Here is a 21,998-nt window from a genome sequence, read left to right as displayed (position 1 = left end):
TCGACCATGCGTGTCCTCGTGGTGCACAACCGCTACAACTCGGCACAGCCGAGCGGGGAGAACAACGTCGTGGACCAGGAGGCCGAGCTGCTGCGCGCGGCCGGCCACCGGGTCGAGGTGTTCGAGCGGCGCAGCGACGACATCGCCGGCCGGTCCCTGCTGGGCAAGGCGGCGCTGCCGCTCCTGGTGCCGTGGAACCCGGCGGTCCGCTCGGAGCTGGCCGACCGGCTCCGGGCCGAGCGGCCGGACGTGGTGCACATCCACAACGTGTTCCCGCTCCTGTCGCCCGCGGTGCTCGCCGCCTGCGCCGACGCGGGCGTGCCCGCCGTCGCCACGCTGCACAACTACACCCAGGTCTGCCCGCCCGGCACGCTCCAGCGGGACGGCAGGCCCTGCACCGAGTGCGTCGGCTCGTCGCCGCTGCCCGCCGTCCGGCACGGCTGCTACCGCGGCTCCCGCCTGGCGACCGTGCCGCTCGCGGTCAGCCTGTCGGTCAACCGGCGGCGGTGGTGGTCCGGCGTGGAGCGGTTCTTCTGCATCTCCGCCGCGCAGCGCGACGTCCTGGTGCGGTCCGGGATGCCCGCCGAACGCCTCGCGGTGAAGCACAACTTCGTGCCCGAACCGGACGTCCGCCGCACGGGCGCGGGCGAGCACCTGCTCTATCTCGGCCGCCTCGCGGAGGCCAAGGGCGTACGGCTGCTGATGGCCGCGTGGGACGAGCTCGCGGCGGACGGCGGGGTGGGCGTACCGCTGATGATCGCCGGCACGGGACCGCTGGAGGCCGAGGTGACCGCCTGGGCGGCCGACCGGGACGACGTGCGCTACGTCGGCCTGTACGACCCCGCCCGGTGCCGGCAGGCCATCGCGCGGTCGGTCGCCGTGGTGGCCCCCTCGACCTGGCTTGAGGCGTTCGGCCTGGTGGTCGTGGAGGCCATGGCGGCCGGGGTCCCGACCGTGGCCGCCGCCCACGGAGCGTTCGTCGAACTCGTCGAGGACGGGGTGAGCGGGCTGCTGCACCGGCCGGGCGAACCCGCCTCGCTCGCCTCCTGCCTGCGCCGGATCACGGCCGGACAGGAGCGCAACCAGGAAATGGGCCGGGCGGCCCGGCGCCGGTACGAGCAGGGCTTCAGCCCGGCCGTCGGCCTCGAACGCCTGGTGGAGGGGTACCGCTCCGCGATCGCGGGCCGGTCCGGCGGCGGGGACGGCCCGCCGCCGCTACGTGAGGGAAACACTGGCTCGCGCCGGGGGCACCAGCGCGAGCGGGATGGGGGCAGTAGATGACACGATGCCGACTCTGCGGCTCGGCGGCGCTCGAAAGCGTCGTCGACCTGGGAGCGACCCCGCCGTGCGAGAGCTTCCTCGCCGCGGAACAACTGGACGAACCGGAGCCCGCGTACCCGCTGCACCTGCGGGTCTGCACCGACTGCTGGCTCGCGCAGATCCCTCCGCTGATCACCCCGGAGGACACCTTCAAGGAGTACGCGTACTTCTCCTCCTTCTCGACCTCCTGGGTGGAGCACGCGCGGACCTTCGTCGCCGACTCCGTGGAGCGCGTGGGCCTCGGCCCCGACGCGTTCGTGGTCGAGGTCGCGAGCAACGACGGATATCTGCTCAAGCACGTGGTGGACCGGGGGATCCGCTGCCTGGGCATCGAGCCGTCGGTGAACGTCGGCGCCGCCGCACGGGACGCGGGCGTGCCCACGCTCACGGAGTTCCTGTCCCCGGAGACCGGCGCCGCCGTCCGCGCCGAGCACGGCCCGGCGGACCTGGTCGTCGCCAACAACGTGTACGCGCACATCCCCGACGTGGTCGGCTTCACCCAGGGGCTGCGCGCCCTGGTCGCCGACGACGGCTGGGTCTCCATCGAGGTGCAGCACCTGCTGACCCTCATCGAGGACAACCAGTACGACACGATCTACCACGAGCACTTCCAGTACTACACGGTCGCGTCCGCGATCCGGGCCCTTGCCAGCGGCGGACTCGCTCTCGTGGACGTCGAGTTGCTGCCCACCCACGGCGGCTCCATCCGGCTCCATGCCCGCCCCGCCGAGGTGGCGGGCGAGCCGTCGCAGCGGGTGGCCGACGTCCTGGCCAGGGAGAAGGCCGCCGGACTCCAGGAGCTGTCCGGGTACACCGAGTTCTCCGCCCGGGTCGCCAAGGTCCGCCGGGACCTGTTGAAGTTCCTCATCGAGGCCGCCGAGCGCGGCGAGACGGTCGTCGGCTACGGCGCCCCCGGCAAGGGCAACACCCTGCTCAACCACTGCGGCATCCGGCCCGACCTGCTCGCGTACACCGTCGACCGCAACCCGTACAAGCACGGCAGGTTCACCCCGGGCACCCGCATCCCGATCCTGGCGCCCGAGCAGATCGCCGCCGACAAGCCCGACTACGTGCTCGTCCTGCCGTGGAACCTGCGCACCGAACTGGTCGAGCAGTTGTCCTTCGTGCACGAGTGGGGCGGCCGGCTGGTCTTCCCCATACCGGAACTCAGCATCGTCATACCGGAACTCAAGGCCGTCGAGGACGCGTCGTGAAGGAGATTGCAGCATGAAGGTCGTTCTGTTCTGCGGCGGTTACGGACTGCGCATGCGCAACGGAGCCTCCGACGACACGCCCAAGCCGATGGCCATGGTCGGCCCCCGGCCGCTGATCTGGCACGTCATGCGCTACTACGCGTACTTCGGACACACCGAGTTCATCCTCTGCCTCGGCTACGGGGCCCACCACATCAAGGACTTCTTCCTCAACTACGAGGAGACGACGTCCAACGACTTCGTCCTGCGCCAGGGACGGACCGAGTTGCTGTCCACCGACATAGCCGACTGGACGATCACGTTCGCGCAGACCGGCATCGAGTCACCGATCGGGGAGCGGCTGCGCCGGGTACGGCACCACCTCGACGGCGACGAGATGTTCCTCGCCAACTACGCCGACGTGCTCACCGACGCACCCCTGCCCCAGATGATCGACCAGTTCGCCCGCCGTGACGCGGGCGCGTCGATGATGGTGGTGCCGCCGCAGTCCTCGTTCCACTGCGTCGACCTCGGCGAGGACGGCCTGGTGGGAGGCATCACCGCGGTGAGCGACATGCCGCTGTGGGAGAACGGCGGCTACTTCGTGCTCCGCCAGGAGATCTTCGACCACATCCCGGAGGGCGGCGATCTGGTCGCCGACGGCTGCGGCCAACTGGCCAAGCAGGGACGGCTGGTGGCGCACCAGCACCGGGGATTCTGGAAGCCGACCGACACCGTCAAGGAGAAGGCCGCCCTCGACGAGGCCTACGCCCGGGGCGACCGCCCATGGGCCGTCTGGGAGAGCGACGGCGCACGGGCGGGCACCAGAGTGGGCAGCGCGTGATCGGGCTCGGGTCCGGACGCCTGGACCGGATCGTCGCGGTGGGCGCCCACTGCGACGACATCGCCATCGGCGCCGGCGGCACCCTGCTGACCATGTGCCTCGCCCGGCCCGGCCTGCGCGTCGACGCGCTCGTGCTCACCGGTGGCGGGAGCGAACGCGAACAGGAGGAGCGGGCCGCGCTCGAAGCCTTCTGCCCCGGCGCCGACCTGCGGCTGACCGTGCTCAAACTGGCCGACGGCCGGCTGCCCGCGCAGTGGGAGGAGGCCAAGGCCGCCGTCGAGGAACTACGCGCGCGCACCGACCCGGACCTGGTCCTCGCGCCGCGCACCGACGACGCGCACCAGGACCACCGCGGCCTGGCGCGACTGCTGCCCACCGCCTTCCGCGACCACCTCGTACTCGGCTACGAGATCGTCAAATGGGACGGCGACCTCGGCCGGATGGCGGCGTACCAGCCGCTGACGCCCGACACCGCCGAACAGAAGGTGCGGCTGCTGCAGGAGCACTATTCCTCGCAGCGCCACCGGCCCTGGTACGACCGGGAGGCCTTCCTCGGCCTCGCACGCATCCGCGGCATCGAATGCCACGCCCGCTACGCCGAGGCGTTCGCCGTCCACAAACTCACGCTCGACCTGGGCACTTCAGACCTGGGCACTTCACCACTGGGGGAATGAACCGTGCGCGTACTGCTGACCGGCCACCAGGGCTACCTGGGCACCGTGATGGCCCCGGTCCTCGCCGCCGCCGGGCACGAGGTCGTCGGTCTCGACGCCGGCCTGTTCGCCGACTGCGTCCTCGGCCCGCAGCCCGACGACCCGCGGGGGCACCGGGTGGACCTGCGCGACGTCACGGCCGAGCACGTGGCCGGGGTGGACGTCGTGATCCACCTGGCCGCGCTCTCCAACGACCCGCTGGGAGCGCTGGCACCGGACCTCACCTACGACATCAACCACCACGCCTCCGTACGACTGGCCCGGCTGGCCCGCGAGGCCGGGGTGCGGCGCTTCCTGTACGCGTCCACCTGCTCGGTCTACGGCGCGGCCGGCGGCGGCGAACTCGTCGCCGAGGACGCCCCGTTGCGCCCCGTGACGCCGTACGCGGAGTCCAAGGTGCGGGTCGAGGACGACCTGCACGCGCTCGCCGACGACGACTTCAGCCCCGTGTTCATGCGCAACGCCACCGCCTTCGGCTACTCGCCCCGGCTGCGCGCCGACATCGTGCTGAACAACCTCGTGGGCCACGCGCTCCTGTCCGGCGAGGTGCTGGTCCTCTCCGACGGCACGCCCTGGCGCCCGCTGGTGCACGCCGCCGACATCGCCCGCGCCTTCACGGCGGCGCTGACCGCGCCCCGGGAGGCCGTGCACGACCGCGCGTTCAACATCGGCAGCGAGGTCAACAACGTCACGGTCGCCGAGATCGCCGAACAGGTCGCCGAGGCGGTCACCGGCTCGAAGGTGCGGATCACCGGCGAGAACGGCGCCGACCCGCGCTCGTACCGCGTGGACTTCTCCCGTTTCCGTGCCGCGATCCCCGGCTTCGACTGCGAGTGGACGGTGCGGCAGGGCGCCCACGAACTCGCCGACGCCTACCGCAAACACGGGCTGACCAAGGAGGACTTCGACCGGCGCTTCACCCGCCTCGCCGTGCTGCGCGCGGCCTCCGAGGCCGGCTCCGTCGACGACACCCTGCGGTGGCGCCGATGAGCACGCCCGGCGAGGAGATGCACGCGCTGGTGGAACGGCTGTACCCGCTCTGCCGGAGCATCACCGGCGACGGGGTGCGCGCCACCCTGGACATCGTCGATGAGTACGTTCCGCTGCAGGTGCACGAGGTGCCGACCGGGACGCAGGTGCTGGACTGGACGGTCCCGCAGGAGTGGAACATCCGGGACGCCTACATCGCCGACGGCGCGGGCAACCGGGTCGTGGACTTCGCCGCGTCGAGCCTGCACGTGCTCGGCTACAGCGTCCCGGTGTCCGCCACCATGCCGCTGTCCGAGCTGCGCGAGCACCTGTACACCCTGCCGGACCAGCCGGCCCTGATTCCGTACCGCACGAGCTACTACGAGCCGAAGTGGGGCTTCTGCCTGTCCCAGGAAACCCTGGACGGGCTGCCGGACGGCGACTACGAGGTCCGCATCGACTCGACGCTCGCCGACGGACACCTCACCTACGCCGAGCACGTCGTCCCGGGGCAGGTCTCCGACGAGGTGATCGTCTCCTGCCACGTCTGCCACCCGTCGCTGGCCAACGACAACCTGGCGGGCGTCGCGGTGGCGACCTACCTGGCCCGGGCCCTGGCGGAGACGACCCCGTACTACACCTACCGGTTCATCTTCGCGCCGGGCACCGTCGGGGCGATCACCTGGCTGGCCCGCAACGCCGAGCGGATCGAGCGGGTCAAGCACGGGCTCGTGCTGGCCTGCGCCGGGGACTCGGGGCAGTTGAACTACAAGCGGAGCAGGCGCGGCGACGCGGAGATCGACCGCGTGCTGCGACACGTACTGACCGCGTCCGAACGCCCGCACCTGATCCACGAGTTCACCCCGTACGGCTACGACGAGCGGCAGTACTGCTCACCCGGGTTCAACCTCGGAGTGGGCTCGCTCAGCCGGACCCCGTACGCCGGCTACCCCGAGTACCACACCTCGGGGGACAACCCGGACTTCGTCTCCCCGGAGGCGATGGAGGACACCCTCGCCGTCTGCCGCGAGGCCTTCGCCGTGCTCGACCGCAACCGCAGCTACGTCAACCTCAGCCCCTACGGCGAACCACAGCTGGGGCGGCGCGGGCTGTACGACTCGCTCGGTGGCCGCAGTGACGCCAAGCAGGCCCAGATGGCCATGCTCTGGGTGCTCAGCCTCTCCGACGGCGAGCACAGTCTGCTGGACATCGCCGAACGGTCGCAGCTGCCGTTCAGCGCCGTCGTCGTCGCGGCCGACGCCCTGCACGGCGCCGGGCTGATCAAGGCATGACGCCGATGGCCACCGAGGGGGACAAGACGCCGACACCGGCGGACCGGGGCACGGACGCGGACCGGTCCGCCGCCCGGTCCACCGACCCGTCCGCCAGGAAGGGCATCGTCGGCCGGCTGTCCTGGGGACTGGCCGACCAGGCGGCCTCCAGCATGACCAACTTCGCGGTGGGCATCTACGTGGCACGCTCGCTGGGACTGACCGCGTTCGGCGTGTTCAGCCTGGCCTGGCTGACCTACGGCGTGGTGCTCAACGTCGCCCGCGGGCTCGCCACCGACCCCCTCGTGGTGCGCTTCAGCGGCGTACCGGAGGACTCCTGGCGCGCGGCGGCGGCCCGCTCCTCGGGCGCCGCGCTCGGCGTGGGCGCGGCCCTCGGCGCGGTGTGCGTGCTGGTCGGCCTCGGCCTGGGCGGACGGGTGGGACCGGCGTTCGTCTCCCTCGGCGTCGTCCTGCCCGCACTGCTCCTCCAGGACGCCTGGCGGTTCGCGTTCTTCGCCGCGGGCGCCGGACGGAAGGCGTTCGTCAACGACCTCGTGTGGGGCGTCGCGCTCGTCCCCGCCATGGTGATCGCGGCCCGCGTGGACACCGTCGCCGCCTTCGTCCTCGCCTGGGGTGCGTCCGCCGCGGTCGCCGCCGGGTACGGCTGCCTCCAGTCCGGCATCCGGCCCCGGCTGACCCGGGCACGCGGCTGGCTGCGCGAGCAACGCGACCTCGGCTACCGGTACTTGGTCGAGAACGTCAGCCTCAGCGGCGCGAGCCAACTGCGCGCGTACGGGCTCGGCGTCATCGTCGGCGTCGGCGCGGTGGGCGCGGTCCGGGGCGCCGAACTGCTCCTCGGCCCGTTCCTCGCCCTCCTCATGGGCCTGTCCCTGGTCACCGTCGCGGAGGCGGCCCGCGTCCTGCGGCGGGCCCCGCACCGGCTCGCCAAGTTCTGCCTCCTCCTCGGCGGCGGACAGGCCGCCGCCGCGCTGCTGTGGGGCGCGGCCCTGCTGCTGATGCCGGACCGGGCGGGCGAACTCGTCCTCGGCGACGTCTGGAACTCCGCCTCGCAGCTCATCGTCCCCGCCACGCTCGGCGTCGCGGGCGCCGGACTCGGCAGCGGCGCCGCTGCCGGGCTGCGCGCGCTCGCCGCCGCCCGCCGCAGCCTGCGCTGCCAGCTCTTCGCCTCCGCCTGCTACGTCGGCGGCGGCCTCGGCGGAGCCGCCCTGGCCGGCACGGTCGGCTCGGCCTGGGGCGTCGCCGCCGCGACCGTCTGCGCCTCTGCCGTCTGGTGGCTGCAACTGCGGTCCGCCCTGCGCGAGCGCGCCCACCAACCCATTCCCGAAGTGAGGACCTCATGACCGCCCACCCCAGGCTGAGCGTCGGCCTGCCCGTCTACAACGGCGAGGAGTACCTCGCCGAGTCGCTCGACGCCCTGCTCGGCCAGACGTACGAGGACTTCGAGCTGGTCATCTCCGACAACGCCTCGGCGGACGGGACCCAGGACATCTGCCGCGATTACGCCGCGCGGGACTCACGCATCCGGTACATCCGGCTGCCCGAGAACATCGGCGCCGCCCCGAACCACAATTACGTGTTCACCGAGTGCCGCGGCGAACTGTTCAAGTGGGCCTCGCACGACGACCTGTACGCCCGCGACCTGCTGCGGGCCTGCGTCGAGACCCTGGACGAACGCCCCGACGTGGTCCTCGCGCACAGCGGCCAGGCCGTCATCGACGGCGACGGCAAGGTCAAGGTCCCCTACGAGTACGGGCTGGCCACCGACTCGCCGCACGCGCCCGAGCGCTTCCGCAGCCTGCTGTTCGAGCCCGGCGGCGACGACTTCTACGGCGTGATGCGCGCCGACATGCTGCGCCGGGTGAAGCCGCACGACAGCTACCACCACGCGGACCGCACGTTCGTCGCCGAGATCACCCTCCACGGCCCCTTCCACCAGGTGCCGGAGCTGCTGTACTTCCGTCGCGACCACCCCACCCGCGCCGAACGGGCGAACCCCTCCAAGCGCTCCCGGTGCGTCAACCTCGACCCGCGCCGGGCGGGGCTCCTGCACCCGACGCCCCGGCTGCTCGCCGAGTACGTCTGGGGCTTCGCCTCGGCGATCCGGCGGGCGCCGCTGTCCCCGGCCGACCGGCGCGCCTGCTACCGCCACCTGGGCTCCTGGATGACCAGCCGGGCCCGGCCGGGCGCGGGCGAACGCGTCGAGGACCGCGCCCCGGTCGACCCGGGCCGGTACGCCGTCTCCGTGGACGCGGTGGTCGCCGGCCGTGAGGGCAGGCAGGCATGAAGCCTGAAAGCGGGGTGTCCGGGGTGTCCGGGGTGCCAAGGGCGTCCGGGGCCGGGGGCGAAACCCCGGTGCGCGTCGGGGTGTTCGGCCTGCTCGGCTCCGGCAACCTCGGCAACGACGGATCGCTGGAGGCCGTCCTCGGCTACCTCCGCACCGCGCACCCGGACGCGGCCGTGGACGCGCTGTGCGGCGGACCGGACGTCGTCATGGCCCGCTACCGCATCCCCGCGACCCGGCTGCACTGGTACCGGGGCGAGTACCGGACCGCGTCACGCCTGGGCTCGATGGTGGGCAAGGGGCTCGGCAAGTTCGTCGACGTCCTCCGCACGGCCGCCTGGGTGCGCAAGCACGACGTGGTGATCGTGCCGGGCATGGGCGTCCTGGAAGCCACACTGCCGCTGCGGCCCTGGGGCTTCCCGTACTCCCTCTTCCTGCTCTGCGCGAGCGGCCGGCTGCTCGGCACCCGCGTCGCGCTCGTCGGCGTCGGCGCCGCCGCGATCGGCGACCGGCCGACCCGGGCCCTGGTGCGCTGGTCGGCACGGCTGGCCGCGTACCGGTCGTACCGGGACACCCTCTCGCGGGACGCCTTGCGGGACATGGGTGTGGACACGGCACACGACGAGGTCTACCCGGACCTGGCGTTCGCCCTGCCGACACCGTCCGCGAGCGCGTCCCCGGAACAGCCTGCGGGCGCCCCGGGCCCGGTCTGCGTCGGCGTCATGGACTTCCACGGCGGCAACGACGACCGCGCCCGCGCCGAGGAGATCCACCGCCGCTACCTCGACGGGACCACCCGGTTCGTCCGCGCGCTCGTCGAGGACGGCAGACCGGTCCGGCTGCTCACCGGCGACGAGTGCGACGCGTCGGTGGTCGCCGCGATCCTCGACGCGGTGGACTCACCGCTGGTCACCGCCTCCGAGGCGTCCTCACTGGCCGACCTGATGAAGGAGACGGCGGCGGCCGACACCGTCGTCGCGACCCGCTACCACAACCTGGTCTGCGCGCTGAAGGCCGGCACACCGACGCTCGCCCTCAGCTACGCGGCGAAGAGCGACGCGCTGATGGCCCGCATGGGTCTCGACGCATACTCCCACCCGGCCCGCGAGGTCGACCCCGACGAACTGCTGCGGCAGTTCCGGGAGTTGGAGCGCAGCGCGCCGGAGGTCCGGCGGACCCTCACCGAGCGGAACCTGCTCGCCACCCGCCAACTCGACGACCAGTTCACCGCGTTGACCTCGGCCCTGTTCCCGGCCGCCCACCCCGAACACGCCCTGCGGAAGGCCTCGTGAACCTCATGAAAGCGACCGAAGTCCCGGCGATCGCCGGAGCGTACCTGTTCGAACCGACGCCGTACGCCGACGAACGCGGCTTCTTCTGCCGCACCTTCGACGCCGACGTGGTCCGCTCGGTGGGCCTGGATCCGAACGCCTTCGTCCAGGACAGCGTGTCCCGCTCGGTCCGGGGTGTCCTGCGTGGCCTGCACCTGCGCTCCGGAGCGGGCGAGGCCAAGCTGGTGCGCTGCTCGTACGGGAAGATCTTCGACGTCGTCGTGGACCTGCGGCCGGACTCCTCCACGTACCGCAACGTGGCCTGGTTCGAGCTGTCCGGCGAGACGCAGAAGACCCTCTACATCCCGGCGGGCTGCGCGCACGGCTTCCAGGCGCTGACCGAGACCACCGACACCTCCTACCGCATCGACCGACCGCACGACCCGGCCGAGGACGTGACGATCGCCTTCGACGACCCGGAACTCGACATCCCCTGGCCGCTGCCCGCCACCTCGATGTCCCAGCGGGACCGGGAGGCGCCGAGCCTCGCCGAGGTACTGAAGCAGAGAGAGAGCTGAGGTCACCGTGGACACCGAAGACACTGTGGACACCGTGGACACCGATCAGGAATTCTCCCTGCCCCGGTCGCGGCTGGCCAACGAGCGGCTGCACGCCCTGATCCCCGGGGGCGCGCACACGTACGCCAAGGGAGACGACCAGTACCCCGAGCACCTGGCGCCGGTCATCGACCACGGCCGCGGCGCCCACGTCTGGGACGTCGACGGCAACCGCTACATCGAGTACGGCTCCGGCCTGCGGTCGGTCAGCCTCGGCCACGCCCACCCGCGCGTCATCGAGGCGGTGCGCCGCGAACTGGACCGCGGCAGCAACTTCGTACGGCCGTCCGTCGTGGAGGTCGAGGCCGCGGAACGCTTCCTGGCGACCGTGCCGACCGCCGAGATGGTGAAGTTCGCGAAGAACGGCTCGGACGCCACCACCGCCGCGATACGCCTCGCCCGCGCGGTCACCGGCCGCCCGCGGGTGGCGATCTGCGGCGACCACCCGTTCTTCTCCACCGACGACTGGTTCATCGGCACCACACCCATGGCGGCCGGCATCCCGGCGGCGACCACCGACCTCACGGTGGCGTTCCCGTACGGGGACCTGGCCGCCACGGAGGAACTGCTCACCCGGCACCAGGACGAGATCGCCTGCCTGATCCTCGAACCCGCCACCCACACCGAACCACCGCCCGGCTACCTCGCGGGCCTGCGCGAACTGGCCGACCGGCACGGCTGCGTACTGATCTTCGACGAGATGATCACCGGCCTGCGCTGGTCCGAGGCGGGCGCACAGGGCCTGTACGGCGTCGTCCCCGACCTCTCCACGTTCGGCAAGGCGCTCGGCAACGGGTTCGCCGTCTCCGCGCTGGCCGGGCGCCGCGACCTCATGGAACGGGGCGGGCTGCGCCACTCCGGCGAGCGGGTGTTCCTGCTGTCCACCACGCACGGCGCGGAAACGCACTCCCTGGCCGCGGCCATGGCGGTACTCACCACCTACGTCGAGGAGGGCATCACCGCGCGGCTGCACGCCCTCGGCGAGCGGCTGGCCGCCGGGGTCCGCGAGGCAGCGGCCGGTATGGGTGTCGCCGACCACGTCGTCGTACGGGGCCGGGCCAGCAACCTGGTCTTCGCGACCCTCGACGAGAAGGGGCAGCCGTCGCAGGAGTACCGCACGCTGTTCCTGCACCGGCTGCTGGCGGGCGGGGTGCTCGCCCCGTCGTTCGTGGTGAGCAGCGCGCTCAGCGACGCCGACATCGAGCACACCGTGGACGTGGTGGCCCAGGCGTGCGCGGTGTACCGGAAGGCGCTGGACGCGGGTGACCCCACACCTTGGCTGACCGGACGCCCGGTGAAGCCGGTGTTCCGCCGCCTGGCGTGACAGGGCACGACGCCGGCGGTGCTACGGCTGACCGGGCGGGCGACGGCGGTCGCCCGCCCGGTCGACCACCCACGCGGTGGCGGGTACGAGGGCCAGCGCCGCGCACCAGCCGCCGAGGACGTCGGTCGGGTAATGCGCGCCCAGGGCGACCTGCGCCCAGCCCATGGTGGCGCCCGCGACCAGGCCCGCGCCGAGTACGAGCAGCAGGCCGGCCGCCCGGCCGAGACCGGACCGGCCGACCGCGAGCAGCGCCACGACGAGCGCGAGCGCGGTGAGGAAGGCGGTGTGCCCGCTCGGGTAGGACAGGTTGTCGGGTCCGTGGATGGTGCGCCCCACCAGGGACTTGACGAGTGTCGCCACCACGACGGTGACACCGACGCCGGCAACGACGAGGACGGCGGCGCGAGTTCGCCGACGCAGCAGACAGCCCGCCACGGCGACCAGGATGAGCGCCGCCGCTCCGACGGGCTCGCCGAGGAAGTCGACGGCGAGCGCGACACCCCGCCACGGCGACCGCACACTGTCGTCCGTCGGCTCGACGAACCACCGGTCCACCGTGCCGGGTTCGCTGTGACCGGCGTACATGACGCCGAGGGCGACGGCGACGAGGGCGCCGAGCACCGCGACCACCCCGAGCCCTGCGCGCAACGACCGGGGCAGCACCGCGGGGGTTGGGTGGGTATCAGTCTCCAAGGCCACCCTTGTCACCCTAGCCAACGAGGGGTTGCGCCAAACCGCGGTCTGGTCCCGGGTACACCGGGCTCCGCCTGCTGGGCCATGCGGTTCCGTTGCGCGAAAGGGATATTCACCTCTTGTGAACTGAATGAGTGGATCACATACTGATGTTGATCAACTGTCGCTTGCACGGAGTTGCGCCATGCCCCGATACCGCCGTGCCGTCGGCACCGCCCTGCTCGTCGCCGCGGCGCTGTCCGTCGGAGGCTGCGGAAGCGGGACCCCTTCGGCGACGCGTACTTCGGCCGTCCCGGCGGAAGAGACGAAAACGGAAGCCGAGCCGACGCCACCGACGGACGACTCGGACGCGGTGACGGCCGACGACACCTCCATCGAGGACGCCCTGACGGCCGCGGGCGTCGACGATGCCTTGGTCAACCGGCTCGGCGAGGTCGGCGACGCCAACAACTACGGTCTGGGGGAGGGCGTCGAGACAGACCTGGAGGACCGCCGCGGACTGGCGGTCGTCCAGATCGACGCCTGCCGCAACGTGGACGTCGGCTACCGGACGTGGCGGGGCCTCCGTTACGCGGACGAGGCGAACGGCGCGACCGAGGAACAGGCCGCCGCGATGGCCGACTTCCTGCGGACGGAGTTCTGCCCGAACGTCACGGCGTTGAAGGAGGCCCCGCTTCCCGAGCAGACCCTCGACGCGGCGTCGAAGGACGACCTCGGCGGCCGGGGCGTCGCCTCGCCCCTGACCTGGTGGGACGCACGCTACCCGCGCGTCTCCTGGTCCAAGGAGTGCGCGAAGCAGACGGGAATGCCCGGTGGCGACCCCGTGGCCTACCGCCTGGCGAATGACGAGGTGGTCTGCGCCACCGTCCCGGCGGCGGCAGCTCTGAAGGACCACCTGATCAGCGTGGACGTCGTCTTCTCGTCCCCGGTCGACGAGGACAGGGCACGCAAGGCGGCACTCGCCCTGCTCCCGTCCGACGCGTCACCGGAGGAGCCGACGGAGGGCACCAACCCCGACTGGTCGTACCTCGGCGGCGGCTGCCTGAACACCAACTTCCGCACCTCGACGATGAAAGCCCTGACGGACAGCCTGGGGAAGGACGCGGAACCCTGGGCGTCCGCCCTCTACTACTCCGACGGATCGACGGAGGACGGAGCGGTGGGCGACTACACGGGCAAGGTCAAACAGATAGCCCTGTCGACGGGAGCCAACGAACCGGGCACAACGGGCGAGTTGACCTGCTGATCCGCCTGCCGCGAAACCCCGCCGAGCCCTAGGCCGACGCGGGCAGCGCGGGAAACACGACCACTGAGCCGTCCCTGTCGCGGGCGATCTCGATCGCCACGTCCGTCGTGCGGCTGTTGTCCGCGACGCCGTCACCGAGCCTGTGAATTCGGTGTGCCGCGCGCATCAGGCGATCGACTTCGCCGGTCGTGAAGACGGGCCGCAAACCGTTCGGGCGGGCCAGCTCCAGTGCCGACAGATGTACCAGCACGCCGCCGATGCCCGACTCCAGTTCGTCGAGGCGCTGCTGGTCGGCCTTGAGAGCGCGGGCGAAATTCTCGAACAGGTTGCCGGGGTCGGACTGGGCGTGCTCGACGGCCTGCAGCACGATGACCCGCCGCTTCAGCGCGATCGCCAGGGCTGCGAGTTCCAGGTGGGCGCGGAAGGTGCCGCCCTGGTCGTCGACGCCGGGGAACGACCTGGCCAGCGTGTCGATCTCGACAGCCTTGCCGTCGGGCAGCTTGTCGAGTGCGCTCCGCCACCGGGCGAGGCGGCGGTCGGCGGCGCCCAGAGCGCTGTTGATGGCGTGCACGGCCGAGTCCAGTCCCAGCGATACGCCGAGCTTGCCCTGGTCGAGGAGAATGGCGGTTGCTTTGTCGATGGCATCGCGGCAGCCGTCGAGTTCGCTGTGTTCGTCATCGAGCTTCTGCTCGTGCAACTCCTCCAGCAGTTCCGTGATGTGCTCGATGGCCTGCCGGCGCTTGGAATCGGCGTTCGCGCTCACCCCCACCGCTATGGCCATGAGCACGAGCGGCGCGGCCACGGTGAGCGCCGCGCTGCCCGTGAGCGCGGCACCGGCTGTCGCACCGGCTCCACCGACCGCGCCCGCTGCCGCCGCTTGCCCGACCGGCACGAACTTCGCGCCGACTGCGTGATGAGCTGCGACAGGTGCTGCGCCAAGGGACTCACGGCATCCAGCGGGATACCTCGGGTGCGGTCGAGTGCGTCGGGCAGCGGATGCAACTCAAGTGTGGCGATCGGCTGGTCGGCCAGATGGGCCAGCACACCGCGCAGTTCGGTCAGCCGCTCGGCCGTCATCGGCTCGTCGCTGCCGACTGCGGGCACCCGCATGTCCGACAAGAACGGCACGAGAAGGAAGGGTCCTGTGGTGACCGGTACAGCCGTAGGGTGCTCGGGTGTTGAATCGGCTTCAGGTCAGTGTGTTGCCGCAGGGCCTTCGTTGGGCTGCCCAGGTGCGGTTCCGGATCGACGGCGAGGACGTGGTGGCACAGGCCGTCGGCGAGGGAGGCCGCGGCCCGTTCGCGGAGGAGGCGCTGCCCGCCCACGGTCACGGCCCTCTCTGGGCGACCCGCGAGGGGCGACGCGCAGTGCTGGGCGAGCCCGAGTGCACGGGCGGATGCTGTGGCCACCTGTCGGTGTTCGTGCAGCGCCAAGGCGGGCTCGTGGAATGGTCCGACTGGCAGGTGCCCGTGGACAAGCCGCGGCCCCCGACGTTCTATTTCGACGCCGACCAGTACGACGCCGAACTCATCCGGTCACTGACCGCGCGGCGGTGCCAGGTCGAGAGGAGTGGTTGACGCGCCACGGGCCCTGCCCTGCCTGCTGCGGATTGTCCGCTGAGCGCGAGCAAGAAATCCCTTCGATTCCTGGCCCGGCGATGCATACCCTGCCTCCATGTCCCACGCGAAGACCTCGTACGTCTGCCTGCCCTGCAGGGCCTCGTACAAGCAGCCCTACGACAGGGACCGGCAGCGGGTCTGCCCCCGCTGTGCGCAGTCGCTGATTCATGTGGGCTCCGCCTTTGCCGCGCCCCGGCGTCGGGACGCCGCGGCCTGGCGGACGTTGTCCGTGTTGCTGCACGCCGGCGTCCGTTTTCACAAGAGCTGCTGCGGTGGGCCCGGTTACCGGCCCCGGACCCTGAGCGAGGTTCGTGAGCGGATGACGTATGCCCGGCGCAGCGGCGAGCCGTTCGCGAGGGCGCTCGTACGGTACGAGGTGCCCTCCGTGCCGCCGCGCGGCTGAGCGGGCGCAATACGGCGTATTACGCCGGAGTCCTCGATGACACCGGCGATATCACCGATGGCGTGGAGCCGGAGCGGCCCTATGGTGATGCTGCTTCAGGCGGCTCGGGCCCCCACGGCCCGGTCGCAGGTCGTCCTTCGGATCCATCTCGCACGCAGGACCGTGCACCGCCCCAACGCGCCATCCGAGACAACCTCGTTGCTTCCGTGACGTGACGCCACGTCCTCCGACTCGCGTCGGACACGGCCGGGCAGGCCGGGGCTCGACCAGCCACGGGTACGCCCGACCAGCCATGAGCAGGGCACGCACCACCGGAGTCACCGCTCCCGTGTCACCCACGGAACCTGGTGAAAGGACCGATCGTGCAAGCATCCCCCACACCCGGATCCACCTCCACACCCACTTACTCCGCGCGGGCGGAGCGTGCGCCCCGCCGCCGGTCGCGCGGCCGGCTCGGCGCGCTGTCGGCCACGGCCGCGCTGCTCGCCGGTCTGACCACCTCCCTCACCGGTGTTGCCGACGCCGCGGACAACCCCTACGAACGCGGCCCGGCGCCGACCAACGCCAGCATTGAGGCCGCCCGCGGCTCGTACGCCGTCTCGCAGACGACCGTGGCCCGGACCAGCGGTTTCGGCGGCGGGACCGTCTACTACCCGACCAGTACCAGCGACGGCACGTTCGGAGCGGTGGCCATCTCGCCCGGGTTCACCGCCTCCCAGTCCGCGGTGTCGTGGCTGGGACCGAGACTGGCCTCCCAGGGCTTCGTCGTGATCACCATCGACACCCTCAGTACCCTCGACCAGCCGGCCGCCCGCGGCGACCAACTGCTCGCAGCGCTGGACTACTTGACGCAGACGAGCAGTGTCCGCACCCGGATCGACAGCACCCGGCTCGGCGTCATGGGGCACTCCATGGGCGGCGGCGGTTCGCTCGAAGCCTCCAAGGACCGGCCGTCGTTGCAGGCCTCGGTCCCGCTCACACCGTGGAACACGGACAAGACCTGGCCGGAGGTCCAGACACCCACCCTGATCATCGGAGCGGACGGTGACACGGTCGCCCCCGTCTCGTCGCACGCCGAGCCGTTCTACACCAGCCTGCCGTCCGCGCTGGACCGCGCGTACCTGGAGCTGAACGGCGCCACGCACTCCGCCCCGACCTCGTCCAACACCACGGTCGCGAAGTACAGCATTTCCTGGCTGAAGCGGTTCATCGACAACGACACCCGCTACGAACAGTTCCTGTGCCCGCTGCCCGCGGCGAGTACGACCATCGAGGAGTACCGGGGCAACTGCCCGCACACCGGCTGAGCCGGAGCGGCGCGTGATCTGTCCGCCGGCCTGTCCCGCAGGCCGGCGGACAGACGCTAGTTCTCCAGTCGGACCGGCATCAGGAGCGAGAACGCGTCCTCGTCGTCGGGCCTGCGGATCACCAGCGGCGCGGTGGGCGCACCCAGTTCCAGGACCAGCTCGTCCCGGGCCCCGGCGGTGAGCGCGTGCAGCAGGAACTCGCGATTGACACCGACGTTGTCCCGATCGTCGTCACCGGCATCACCGGCATCACCGGCATCACCGGCATCACCGTCGTCGCACACGACCACGGTTCCGTCCTCCGCCACCCTGAGCACACTGAGGTCGCGGGGCCCGCCGTCCGGCTCCCCGGCCTCGCTCGTGCGGACGGGACCGTTCTCCAGCGCCGCGCGGAAGGCCGCCGTATCGATGGGGACCCGGCGGCCGGCCGGGAGGTGGATGAGGCGACGGTAGTCCGGGAACTCATGGCCGACGACCTGACCGGCCGTCTGCCGGTCCCCGGCCTCCAGTGTGACGCGGTCACCCTCCACCACGAGGCGGACGGGCTCGCCGCCGGTCAACAGCGCCCGCATCGCGTCGGCGAGCGGAAGCGGCACGAGCACCTGAGTCCGGGGCCCGTCATGCCCGGTGGTGCGCGTTCGCGCGACGGCCATCCGGTAGCGGTCGGTGGCCACCAGCCGCAGCTCGTCCCCTTCGACGTCGAACAGGACGCCGGCGAGCATCGGCAGCTCCGGGTCGGAGCCGGCCGCGAAACGGACCGTGTCCAGCGCGGCGGCCAGCTCCAGCGGAGACGTGGACACCCGAGTGGCAGAGGTAGCGGCGGCGGTGCGGAGCGAAGTCATGGGGTTCTCCCTGCGGTCGAGTAGAGCTCGGAGCGTGGAGAACTCACTGCGCGCATCGGACAGCCCCAGTTCGAGACGGCGCAGATGAGCCTCAAGCAGCCCACGCACCAGCTCGGTGTCCGCGCCGGCCCACCCGGCCAGCACGAGCCGGATGTCCGCCAACGGCATGCCCGCCCGGCGCAACCGGGCCAGCAGCCTGGCCTCCGGCAACTGCTCGGGCTCGTACCAGCGATAGCTGCTGACGGGGTCCACCCAGGCCGGCACCAGCACCCCGGCCCGGTCGTAGAACCGCAGCGCACTCACGCTCAGTCCGCCGTCCCGGGCCATCTCCCCGATACTGCGCATCTCGTTCTCCACACCCGGAACCCTGAGCCCTCGACAAGGTCGAGGGTCAACCCGGTCCTGACGCCGCTTCGGCAGGGTCTGCCAAGGTCCGCCGAGGAGGACGTCGGAGGACCCCCCGGCAGGGCAACGGCCGCCAGTACAGCCTCACTTGGCGAGGAAGTCCCGCAGCGCGGTGTTGACCTCGTCGGCGTGCGTCCAGAGCAGACCGTGCGGCGCTCCTTCGACCTCCACGTAGTCGGCGTCGGGGAGCGCCTTGTGGAACCGGCGCGCGGTGGCGTCGATCGGGAGGATGTTGTCGTGTGTCCCGTGCAGGATCAGCGCGGGCTTGCCGCTGCGGCGGACCGCCTCGACATCGGCGCGGAAGTCCTCGATCCATGCCGGAACGACCGCGTAGGCGGCCACCGGAGCGCTGCTGATCGCGACGTTCCAGCTGCCGGTCACGACCTCCTCGCTGATACGGGTGCCGAGGTTGTCGTCGAGGTTGTAGAAGTCCGCGTAGAACTGCTTGAACCAGGCGTACCGGTCCGCCTTCGCGGTCGCGGCGATGCCGTCGAAGACCTCCTGCGGCACCCCGTCGGGGTTGTCCTCGCGGGCGACGAGGAACGGTTCGAGCGAGGCGAGGAAGGCGAGCTTCGCGACCCGCTCATGACCGTGGCGGCTCACGTAGCGGGCGAGTTCCCCGGTGCCCATGGAGAAGCCGACCAGGACGACATCCCGCAGGTCGAGGGTCTCAAGGACGGTGTTCAGGTCGGCGGCGAAGGTGTCGTAGTCGTAACCGGAGTTCACCTTCGACGACTGGCCGAAGCCGCGGCGGTCATAGGTGATGACCCGATAGCCCTGGGCCAGCAGCTCGCGCGTCTGACGTTCCCAGCTGTGCCCGTTCAGCGGATATCCGTGGATCAGGACGACCGGCCGGCCAGAACCCTGATCCTCGTAATAGAGCTCGATCGGCGTGCTGTTCTCCGTGCCGACGGTGATGTGACCCATGATTTGTTTCCCTTCTGGCCGGCGAGAACGAATGCCGGCGCCTGTCTTTGGGCGGTAACGGTGTGTTGAGGAAAGGGGGGGGCGGCCTCACGCTTCGCCGAGTGTGGCGCGCGTGATGACCCCTATGTCGTCGGCCGTCGGCCGGCGGAACACCCCGCCACTCGCGACGAACGTGTCGCCATGCGCCCGCAGATGCCGGGCGAACATCGGACACAGGGGTACGACCGTCATGACCGCACCGAAGCCGCCCGCCAATTCCTGAGTCATCCGGCAAGCCCTGTCGGAGCGGGGGCGGCGGTGAGCGCGCGCAGCCGGTCGGCGTCGACATCGGCTCCGAAGGCGGGGGTCCCGGGTTCGAGCCGGACTCCCGCCGCGAGGTCGCCGATGGTGAGCGGGTCGAATCCGAGAGCGTCGACCAGCGCGGACACGACGGTGAGGTCTTCGGGGGAGTCGCCGGCGATCGCGATGGCCTTGCGTCCGGGGACGCCGGCCGGACGGGCCTCGTCTTCGAGGTCGTGGTAGCCCATGTGGTTGAGGGCTTTCACGACACGGGCGCCCGGCAGGAACCGCTGAACGGCTTCACTCGACGAGACGTCCGGCGGAAGGATCGCGGCGCGCGGGCCGTCGACCTCCCACCAGTGGTTCATCGCGTCGATGACCAGCTTTGCCTCCAACTGCGGAACCGGCAGGTCGCGGTGTCTGCCGAGCGGGAGAGCCAGGATCACCACGTCGGCGGCGCCCGCGGCCTGGGCCGGCCACACGGCGGTCGCTCCCGGGGTGAGGATCTTGGCGGTGAGCGCGATCCTGGCGGGGTCACCGGACCCGGAGACCAGGACTCGATGGCTGGAGGCGACCGCCAATCGCGCCAGAACGGTGCCGAGTTTCCCGGCGCCCAGAATCCCGATGGTGGTGACGGGTCCGGTCATCGTGCCGCTCCGGCCGTGCCCGCGGGCTGCTCGGCCAGCAGCTCGCGGACCCGGGGGATGACCTGGGTGCCGTACAACTCGACCGAACGCAGACGCGCGGAGGCCGAGACGGTGCCCGCGGCGGAGTAGATCATGTCGAACCGGCCCGCGTTCAGGACCCGGACGGCGTGGGCGATCTTGGTCGCGACCGTCTCGACCGAGCCGACGTACAGCGAACCGCGGTCCACCTCGGCGTCGAACTCCTCCCGTCGGAGCGGCTGCCAGCCGCGCTGCGCCCCGATCCGGTCGCGGATCTCCTTGTAGCCGGGGTGGAAGAGCTCCTTGGCCTCTTCGTCGGTGGCGGCGACGAAGCCCGGTGAGTGCATGCCGACCGGCTGCGCGGTCGTGCCGAACTCGTCACTGGCACTGCGGTACAGCTCGACGTAGGGCGCGAACCGGTCGGGGGCGCCGCCGATGATGGCGAGCATGAGCCCGAAACCGTACTGAGCGGTGCGGAGCACGGACTGAGGTGTCCCGCCCACCCCCACCCAGGTCCTGATGCGCCCCGAGTCGGTCTTCGGGTGCACGTCCGCATCGTGCAGGGCGGCGCGTGTGGTGCCTTCCCAGGTGACCGGCTTCTCGTCCAGGAGCCGATGGAAGAGTTCGATCTTCTCCTCGAACAGCACCTCGTAGTCCTTGAGGTCGTATCCGAACAACGGGAACGACTCGGTGAAGGAACCGCGGCCGAGGATCACCTCGGCGCGGCCGCCTGAGAGCGCGTCGACCGTGGCGAACCGCTGGAACACGCGCACCGGGTCGTCCGAGGACAGCACCGTCACGCCCGAGGCGAGCCGGATGCGTTTCGTTGCCGTCGCGATGCCCGCCAGTACCGTCTCGGGGCTGGAGATCGCGTACTCGGGTCGGTGGTGCTCGCCCAGCGCCACGACGTCGATGCCGACCTGGTCGGCGAGGACCGCCTCGGCCACCGCGGCGCGGATCGCCTCCGCGGGCGAGACGATCATGCCCCGGTCGTTCCGCGGCCGGTCCCCGAAGCTGTCGATACCGAACTCGATCTGCGAGACATCCGTCGTGTTCACTCGTCCAACGCTTTCGTCGTGTCGGGCCGCGGCGGTCACCCGCACCACCCCGCCGATCCGGTTGAGGCGCAAAGATGACACCCACGTGGTTGTCATGTCAACCATATCGAGACACTGCGGGTGCGGCTGGAGGTCGGTGACTCACTGCCTGGTCCGCGGTCCGCGGTCCGCGGTCCGCGGACCGCGGACCGCCGGGGACGGGATCTGCTCGCGGCGCCCGGTCAGTCCGGCTGTCGCTCCATGTGGTCCAGGACGCGCTCGCTGAGGCGGCCGAGGGTGCTGAGCTGGTTCGGGGTCAGGGCGTCGATGAACAGGCGGCGGACGTGCTCGACGTGCTGCGGCGCGGCCTCCTCGATCGCCTGGTAGCCGGCCGGGGTCGCGACGATGAACGCGCCGCGTCCGTCGTCGGGACATTCCTCCCGGGACACGAGCCCGCGCTTCGCCATCCGCGTGACCTGGTGGGACATGCGGCTCTTCTCCCACTCCACGAGCTTGGCCAGGTCCAGGAAGCGCATCCGCCCGCCGCCCCTCTCGGTGAGGCTGACGAGTACGACGTAGTCGGAGGCCGACATGCCGGAGTCGGCCTGGATGCGGCGGGACAGCCGTCCGATGAGTTTCTCGTGCATGCGGATGAAGCTGTCCCAGGCGTCCTTCTCTTCCGGGTTGAGCCAGCGCGGCGGTGCGTCCATGAACGGAGTCTAGCGAGATCGTTGACACCTCATCCACTCGT

22 protein-coding genes and 1 pseudogene are annotated in these 21,998 nt (G+C 71.3%); 15 read left to right on the top strand and 8 right to left on the bottom strand.

Annotation, left to right across the window (positions count from 1 at the left end):
* The first annotated feature begins 6 nt into the window (after positions 1–6).
* From J8N05_RS27470 to J8N05_RS27420, 11 genes are read left to right on the top strand one after another with little or no spacing between them, the layout of a single operon-like run.
* Positions 7–1,281, top strand: a complete 1,275-nt coding sequence (locus J8N05_RS27470; RefSeq protein ID WP_210890426.1) for a glycosyltransferase — start codon at positions 7–9, stop codon at positions 1,279–1,281.
* Positions 1,278–2,534, top strand: a complete 1,257-nt coding sequence (locus J8N05_RS27465; RefSeq protein ID WP_210887244.1) for a class I SAM-dependent methyltransferase — start codon at positions 1,278–1,280, stop codon at positions 2,532–2,534. Before J8N05_RS27470 ends, J8N05_RS27465 begins: the two co-directional genes overlap by 4 nt.
* Before the next feature lie 13 nt (positions 2,535–2,547).
* Positions 2,548–3,357: a glycosyltransferase family protein gene (locus J8N05_RS27460; RefSeq protein WP_210887241.1), complete on the top strand. Its 810-nt coding sequence runs from the start codon at positions 2,548–2,550 to the stop codon at positions 3,355–3,357.
* Entirely contained in the window at positions 3,354–4,031 is a 678-nt protein-coding gene (locus J8N05_RS27455) for a PIG-L deacetylase family protein (protein WP_210887238.1), read from the top strand. The genes J8N05_RS27460 and J8N05_RS27455 overlap by 4 nt, the downstream gene beginning before the upstream one ends.
* A gap of 3 nt (positions 4,032–4,034) precedes the next feature.
* On the top strand, positions 4,035–5,060 hold the full coding sequence (locus tag J8N05_RS27450; protein ID WP_210887235.1) for an NAD-dependent epimerase/dehydratase family protein: 1,026 nt from the start codon (positions 4,035–4,037) through the stop codon (positions 5,058–5,060).
* A complete protein-coding gene (locus tag J8N05_RS27445) occupies positions 5,057–6,331 on the top strand; it encodes a DUF4910 domain-containing protein (protein ID WP_407699935.1) in 1,275 nt (424 codons plus the stop codon). The genes J8N05_RS27450 and J8N05_RS27445 overlap by 4 nt, the downstream gene beginning before the upstream one ends.
* Positions 6,328–7,671 carry an MATE family efflux transporter gene (locus J8N05_RS27440; RefSeq protein WP_407699934.1) on the top strand — a complete coding sequence of 448 codons (1,344 nt, stop codon included), beginning with the start codon at positions 6,328–6,330 and terminating at the stop codon, positions 7,669–7,671. The genes J8N05_RS27445 and J8N05_RS27440 overlap by 4 nt, the downstream gene beginning before the upstream one ends.
* On the top strand, positions 7,668–8,615 hold the full coding sequence (locus J8N05_RS27435) for a glycosyltransferase family 2 protein (RefSeq protein ID WP_210887229.1): 948 nt from the start codon (positions 7,668–7,670) through the stop codon (positions 8,613–8,615). Before J8N05_RS27440 ends, J8N05_RS27435 begins: the two co-directional genes overlap by 4 nt.
* A complete protein-coding gene (locus J8N05_RS27430; RefSeq protein WP_210887226.1) occupies positions 8,612–9,904 on the top strand; it encodes a polysaccharide pyruvyl transferase family protein in 1,293 nt (430 codons plus the stop codon). Before J8N05_RS27435 ends, J8N05_RS27430 begins: the two co-directional genes overlap by 4 nt.
* Before the next feature lie 5 nt (positions 9,905–9,909).
* Positions 9,910–10,461 carry a dTDP-4-dehydrorhamnose 3,5-epimerase gene (rfbC, locus tag J8N05_RS27425; protein ID WP_210887223.1) on the top strand — a complete coding sequence of 184 codons (552 nt, stop codon included), beginning with the start codon at positions 9,910–9,912 and terminating at the stop codon, positions 10,459–10,461.
* 34 nt (positions 10,462–10,495) lie between these two features.
* Positions 10,496–11,824: a glutamate-1-semialdehyde 2,1-aminomutase gene (locus tag J8N05_RS27420; RefSeq protein WP_210890424.1), complete on the top strand. Its 1,329-nt coding sequence runs from the start codon at positions 10,496–10,498 to the stop codon at positions 11,822–11,824.
* A 21-nt stretch (positions 11,825–11,845) separates the two neighbouring features.
* Here J8N05_RS27420 and J8N05_RS27415 read toward each other — a convergent pair whose 3' ends face one another.
* Positions 11,846–12,523 (bottom strand): phosphatase PAP2 family protein, encoded by a 678-nt coding sequence (locus tag J8N05_RS27415; protein WP_247706515.1) that lies wholly within the window; start codon positions 12,521–12,523, stop codon positions 11,846–11,848.
* A gap of 178 nt (positions 12,524–12,701) precedes the next feature.
* Here J8N05_RS27415 and J8N05_RS27410 point away from each other — a divergent pair, with 178 nt between their 5' ends.
* Positions 12,702–13,763: a hypothetical protein gene (locus J8N05_RS27410; protein WP_210887220.1), complete on the top strand. Its 1,062-nt coding sequence runs from the start codon at positions 12,702–12,704 to the stop codon at positions 13,761–13,763.
* 28 nt (positions 13,764–13,791) lie between these two features.
* Here J8N05_RS27410 and J8N05_RS27405 read toward each other — a convergent pair.
* Positions 13,792–14,840, bottom strand: a pseudogene (locus J8N05_RS27405) (hypothetical protein).
* Between the two features lie 155 nt (positions 14,841–14,995).
* On the opposite strand from J8N05_RS27405, the gene J8N05_RS27400 reads away from it, so the two are divergent.
* The 3 genes from J8N05_RS27400 to bdeA all read left to right on the top strand — a co-directional run bounded on the left by J8N05_RS27400 (position 14,996) and on the right by bdeA (position 17,092).
* Positions 14,996–15,340 carry a hypothetical protein gene (locus J8N05_RS27400; protein WP_308286871.1) on the top strand — a complete coding sequence of 115 codons (345 nt, stop codon included), beginning with the start codon at positions 14,996–14,998 and terminating at the stop codon, positions 15,338–15,340.
* Between the two features lie 97 nt (positions 15,341–15,437).
* Complete coding sequence (locus tag J8N05_RS27395) at positions 15,438–15,785, top strand: deoxyxylulose-5-phosphate synthase (RefSeq protein WP_210887214.1); 348 nt, start codon at positions 15,438–15,440, stop codon at positions 15,783–15,785.
* A 362-nt stretch (positions 15,786–16,147) separates the two neighbouring features.
* On the top strand, positions 16,148–17,092 hold the full coding sequence (gene bdeA, locus J8N05_RS27390; RefSeq protein ID WP_210887210.1) for a bis(hydroxyethyl) terephthalate hydrolase: 945 nt from the start codon (positions 16,148–16,150) through the stop codon (positions 17,090–17,092).
* Between the two features lie 56 nt (positions 17,093–17,148).
* Here bdeA and J8N05_RS27385 read toward each other — a convergent pair whose 3' ends face one another.
* The 6 genes from J8N05_RS27385 to J8N05_RS27360 all read right to left on the bottom strand — a co-directional run bounded on the left by J8N05_RS27385 (position 17,149) and on the right by J8N05_RS27360 (position 21,957).
* Entirely contained in the window at positions 17,149–18,279 is a 1,131-nt protein-coding gene (locus tag J8N05_RS27385; protein ID WP_210887207.1) for a DNA polymerase III subunit beta family protein, read from the bottom strand.
* Between the two features lie 144 nt (positions 18,280–18,423).
* Positions 18,424–19,266: an alpha/beta fold hydrolase gene (locus J8N05_RS27380; RefSeq protein WP_210887204.1), complete on the bottom strand. Its 843-nt coding sequence runs from the start codon at positions 19,264–19,266 to the stop codon at positions 18,424–18,426.
* 87 nt (positions 19,267–19,353) lie between these two features.
* A complete protein-coding gene (locus tag J8N05_RS27375) occupies positions 19,354–19,497 on the bottom strand; it encodes a hypothetical protein (RefSeq protein WP_210887201.1) in 144 nt (47 codons plus the stop codon).
* A gap of 32 nt (positions 19,498–19,529) precedes the next feature.
* Positions 19,530–20,192, bottom strand: a complete 663-nt coding sequence (locus tag J8N05_RS27370) for an NADPH-dependent F420 reductase (protein WP_210887198.1) — start codon at positions 20,190–20,192, stop codon at positions 19,530–19,532.
* Positions 20,189–21,268, bottom strand: a complete 1,080-nt coding sequence (locus J8N05_RS27365) for an LLM class flavin-dependent oxidoreductase (protein WP_282108169.1) — start codon at positions 21,266–21,268, stop codon at positions 20,189–20,191. The genes J8N05_RS27370 and J8N05_RS27365 overlap by 4 nt, the downstream gene beginning before the upstream one ends.
* A 221-nt stretch (positions 21,269–21,489) precedes the next feature.
* Positions 21,490–21,957, bottom strand: coding sequence for a MarR family winged helix-turn-helix transcriptional regulator (locus tag J8N05_RS27360; protein WP_210887192.1), 468 nt, complete (start codon positions 21,955–21,957; stop codon positions 21,490–21,492).
* Between the last annotated feature and the right edge of the window lie 41 nt (positions 21,958–21,998).

Origin of the sequence: Streptomyces liliiviolaceus (assembly GCF_018070025.1) — a bacterium.
GTDB classification, from domain to species: domain Bacteria; phylum Actinomycetota; class Actinomycetes; order Streptomycetales; family Streptomycetaceae; genus Streptomyces; species Streptomyces liliiviolaceus.
The sequence above is the reverse complement of the archived record's forward strand: the minus strand, read 5'-3'. Positions and strand labels throughout refer to the sequence as shown.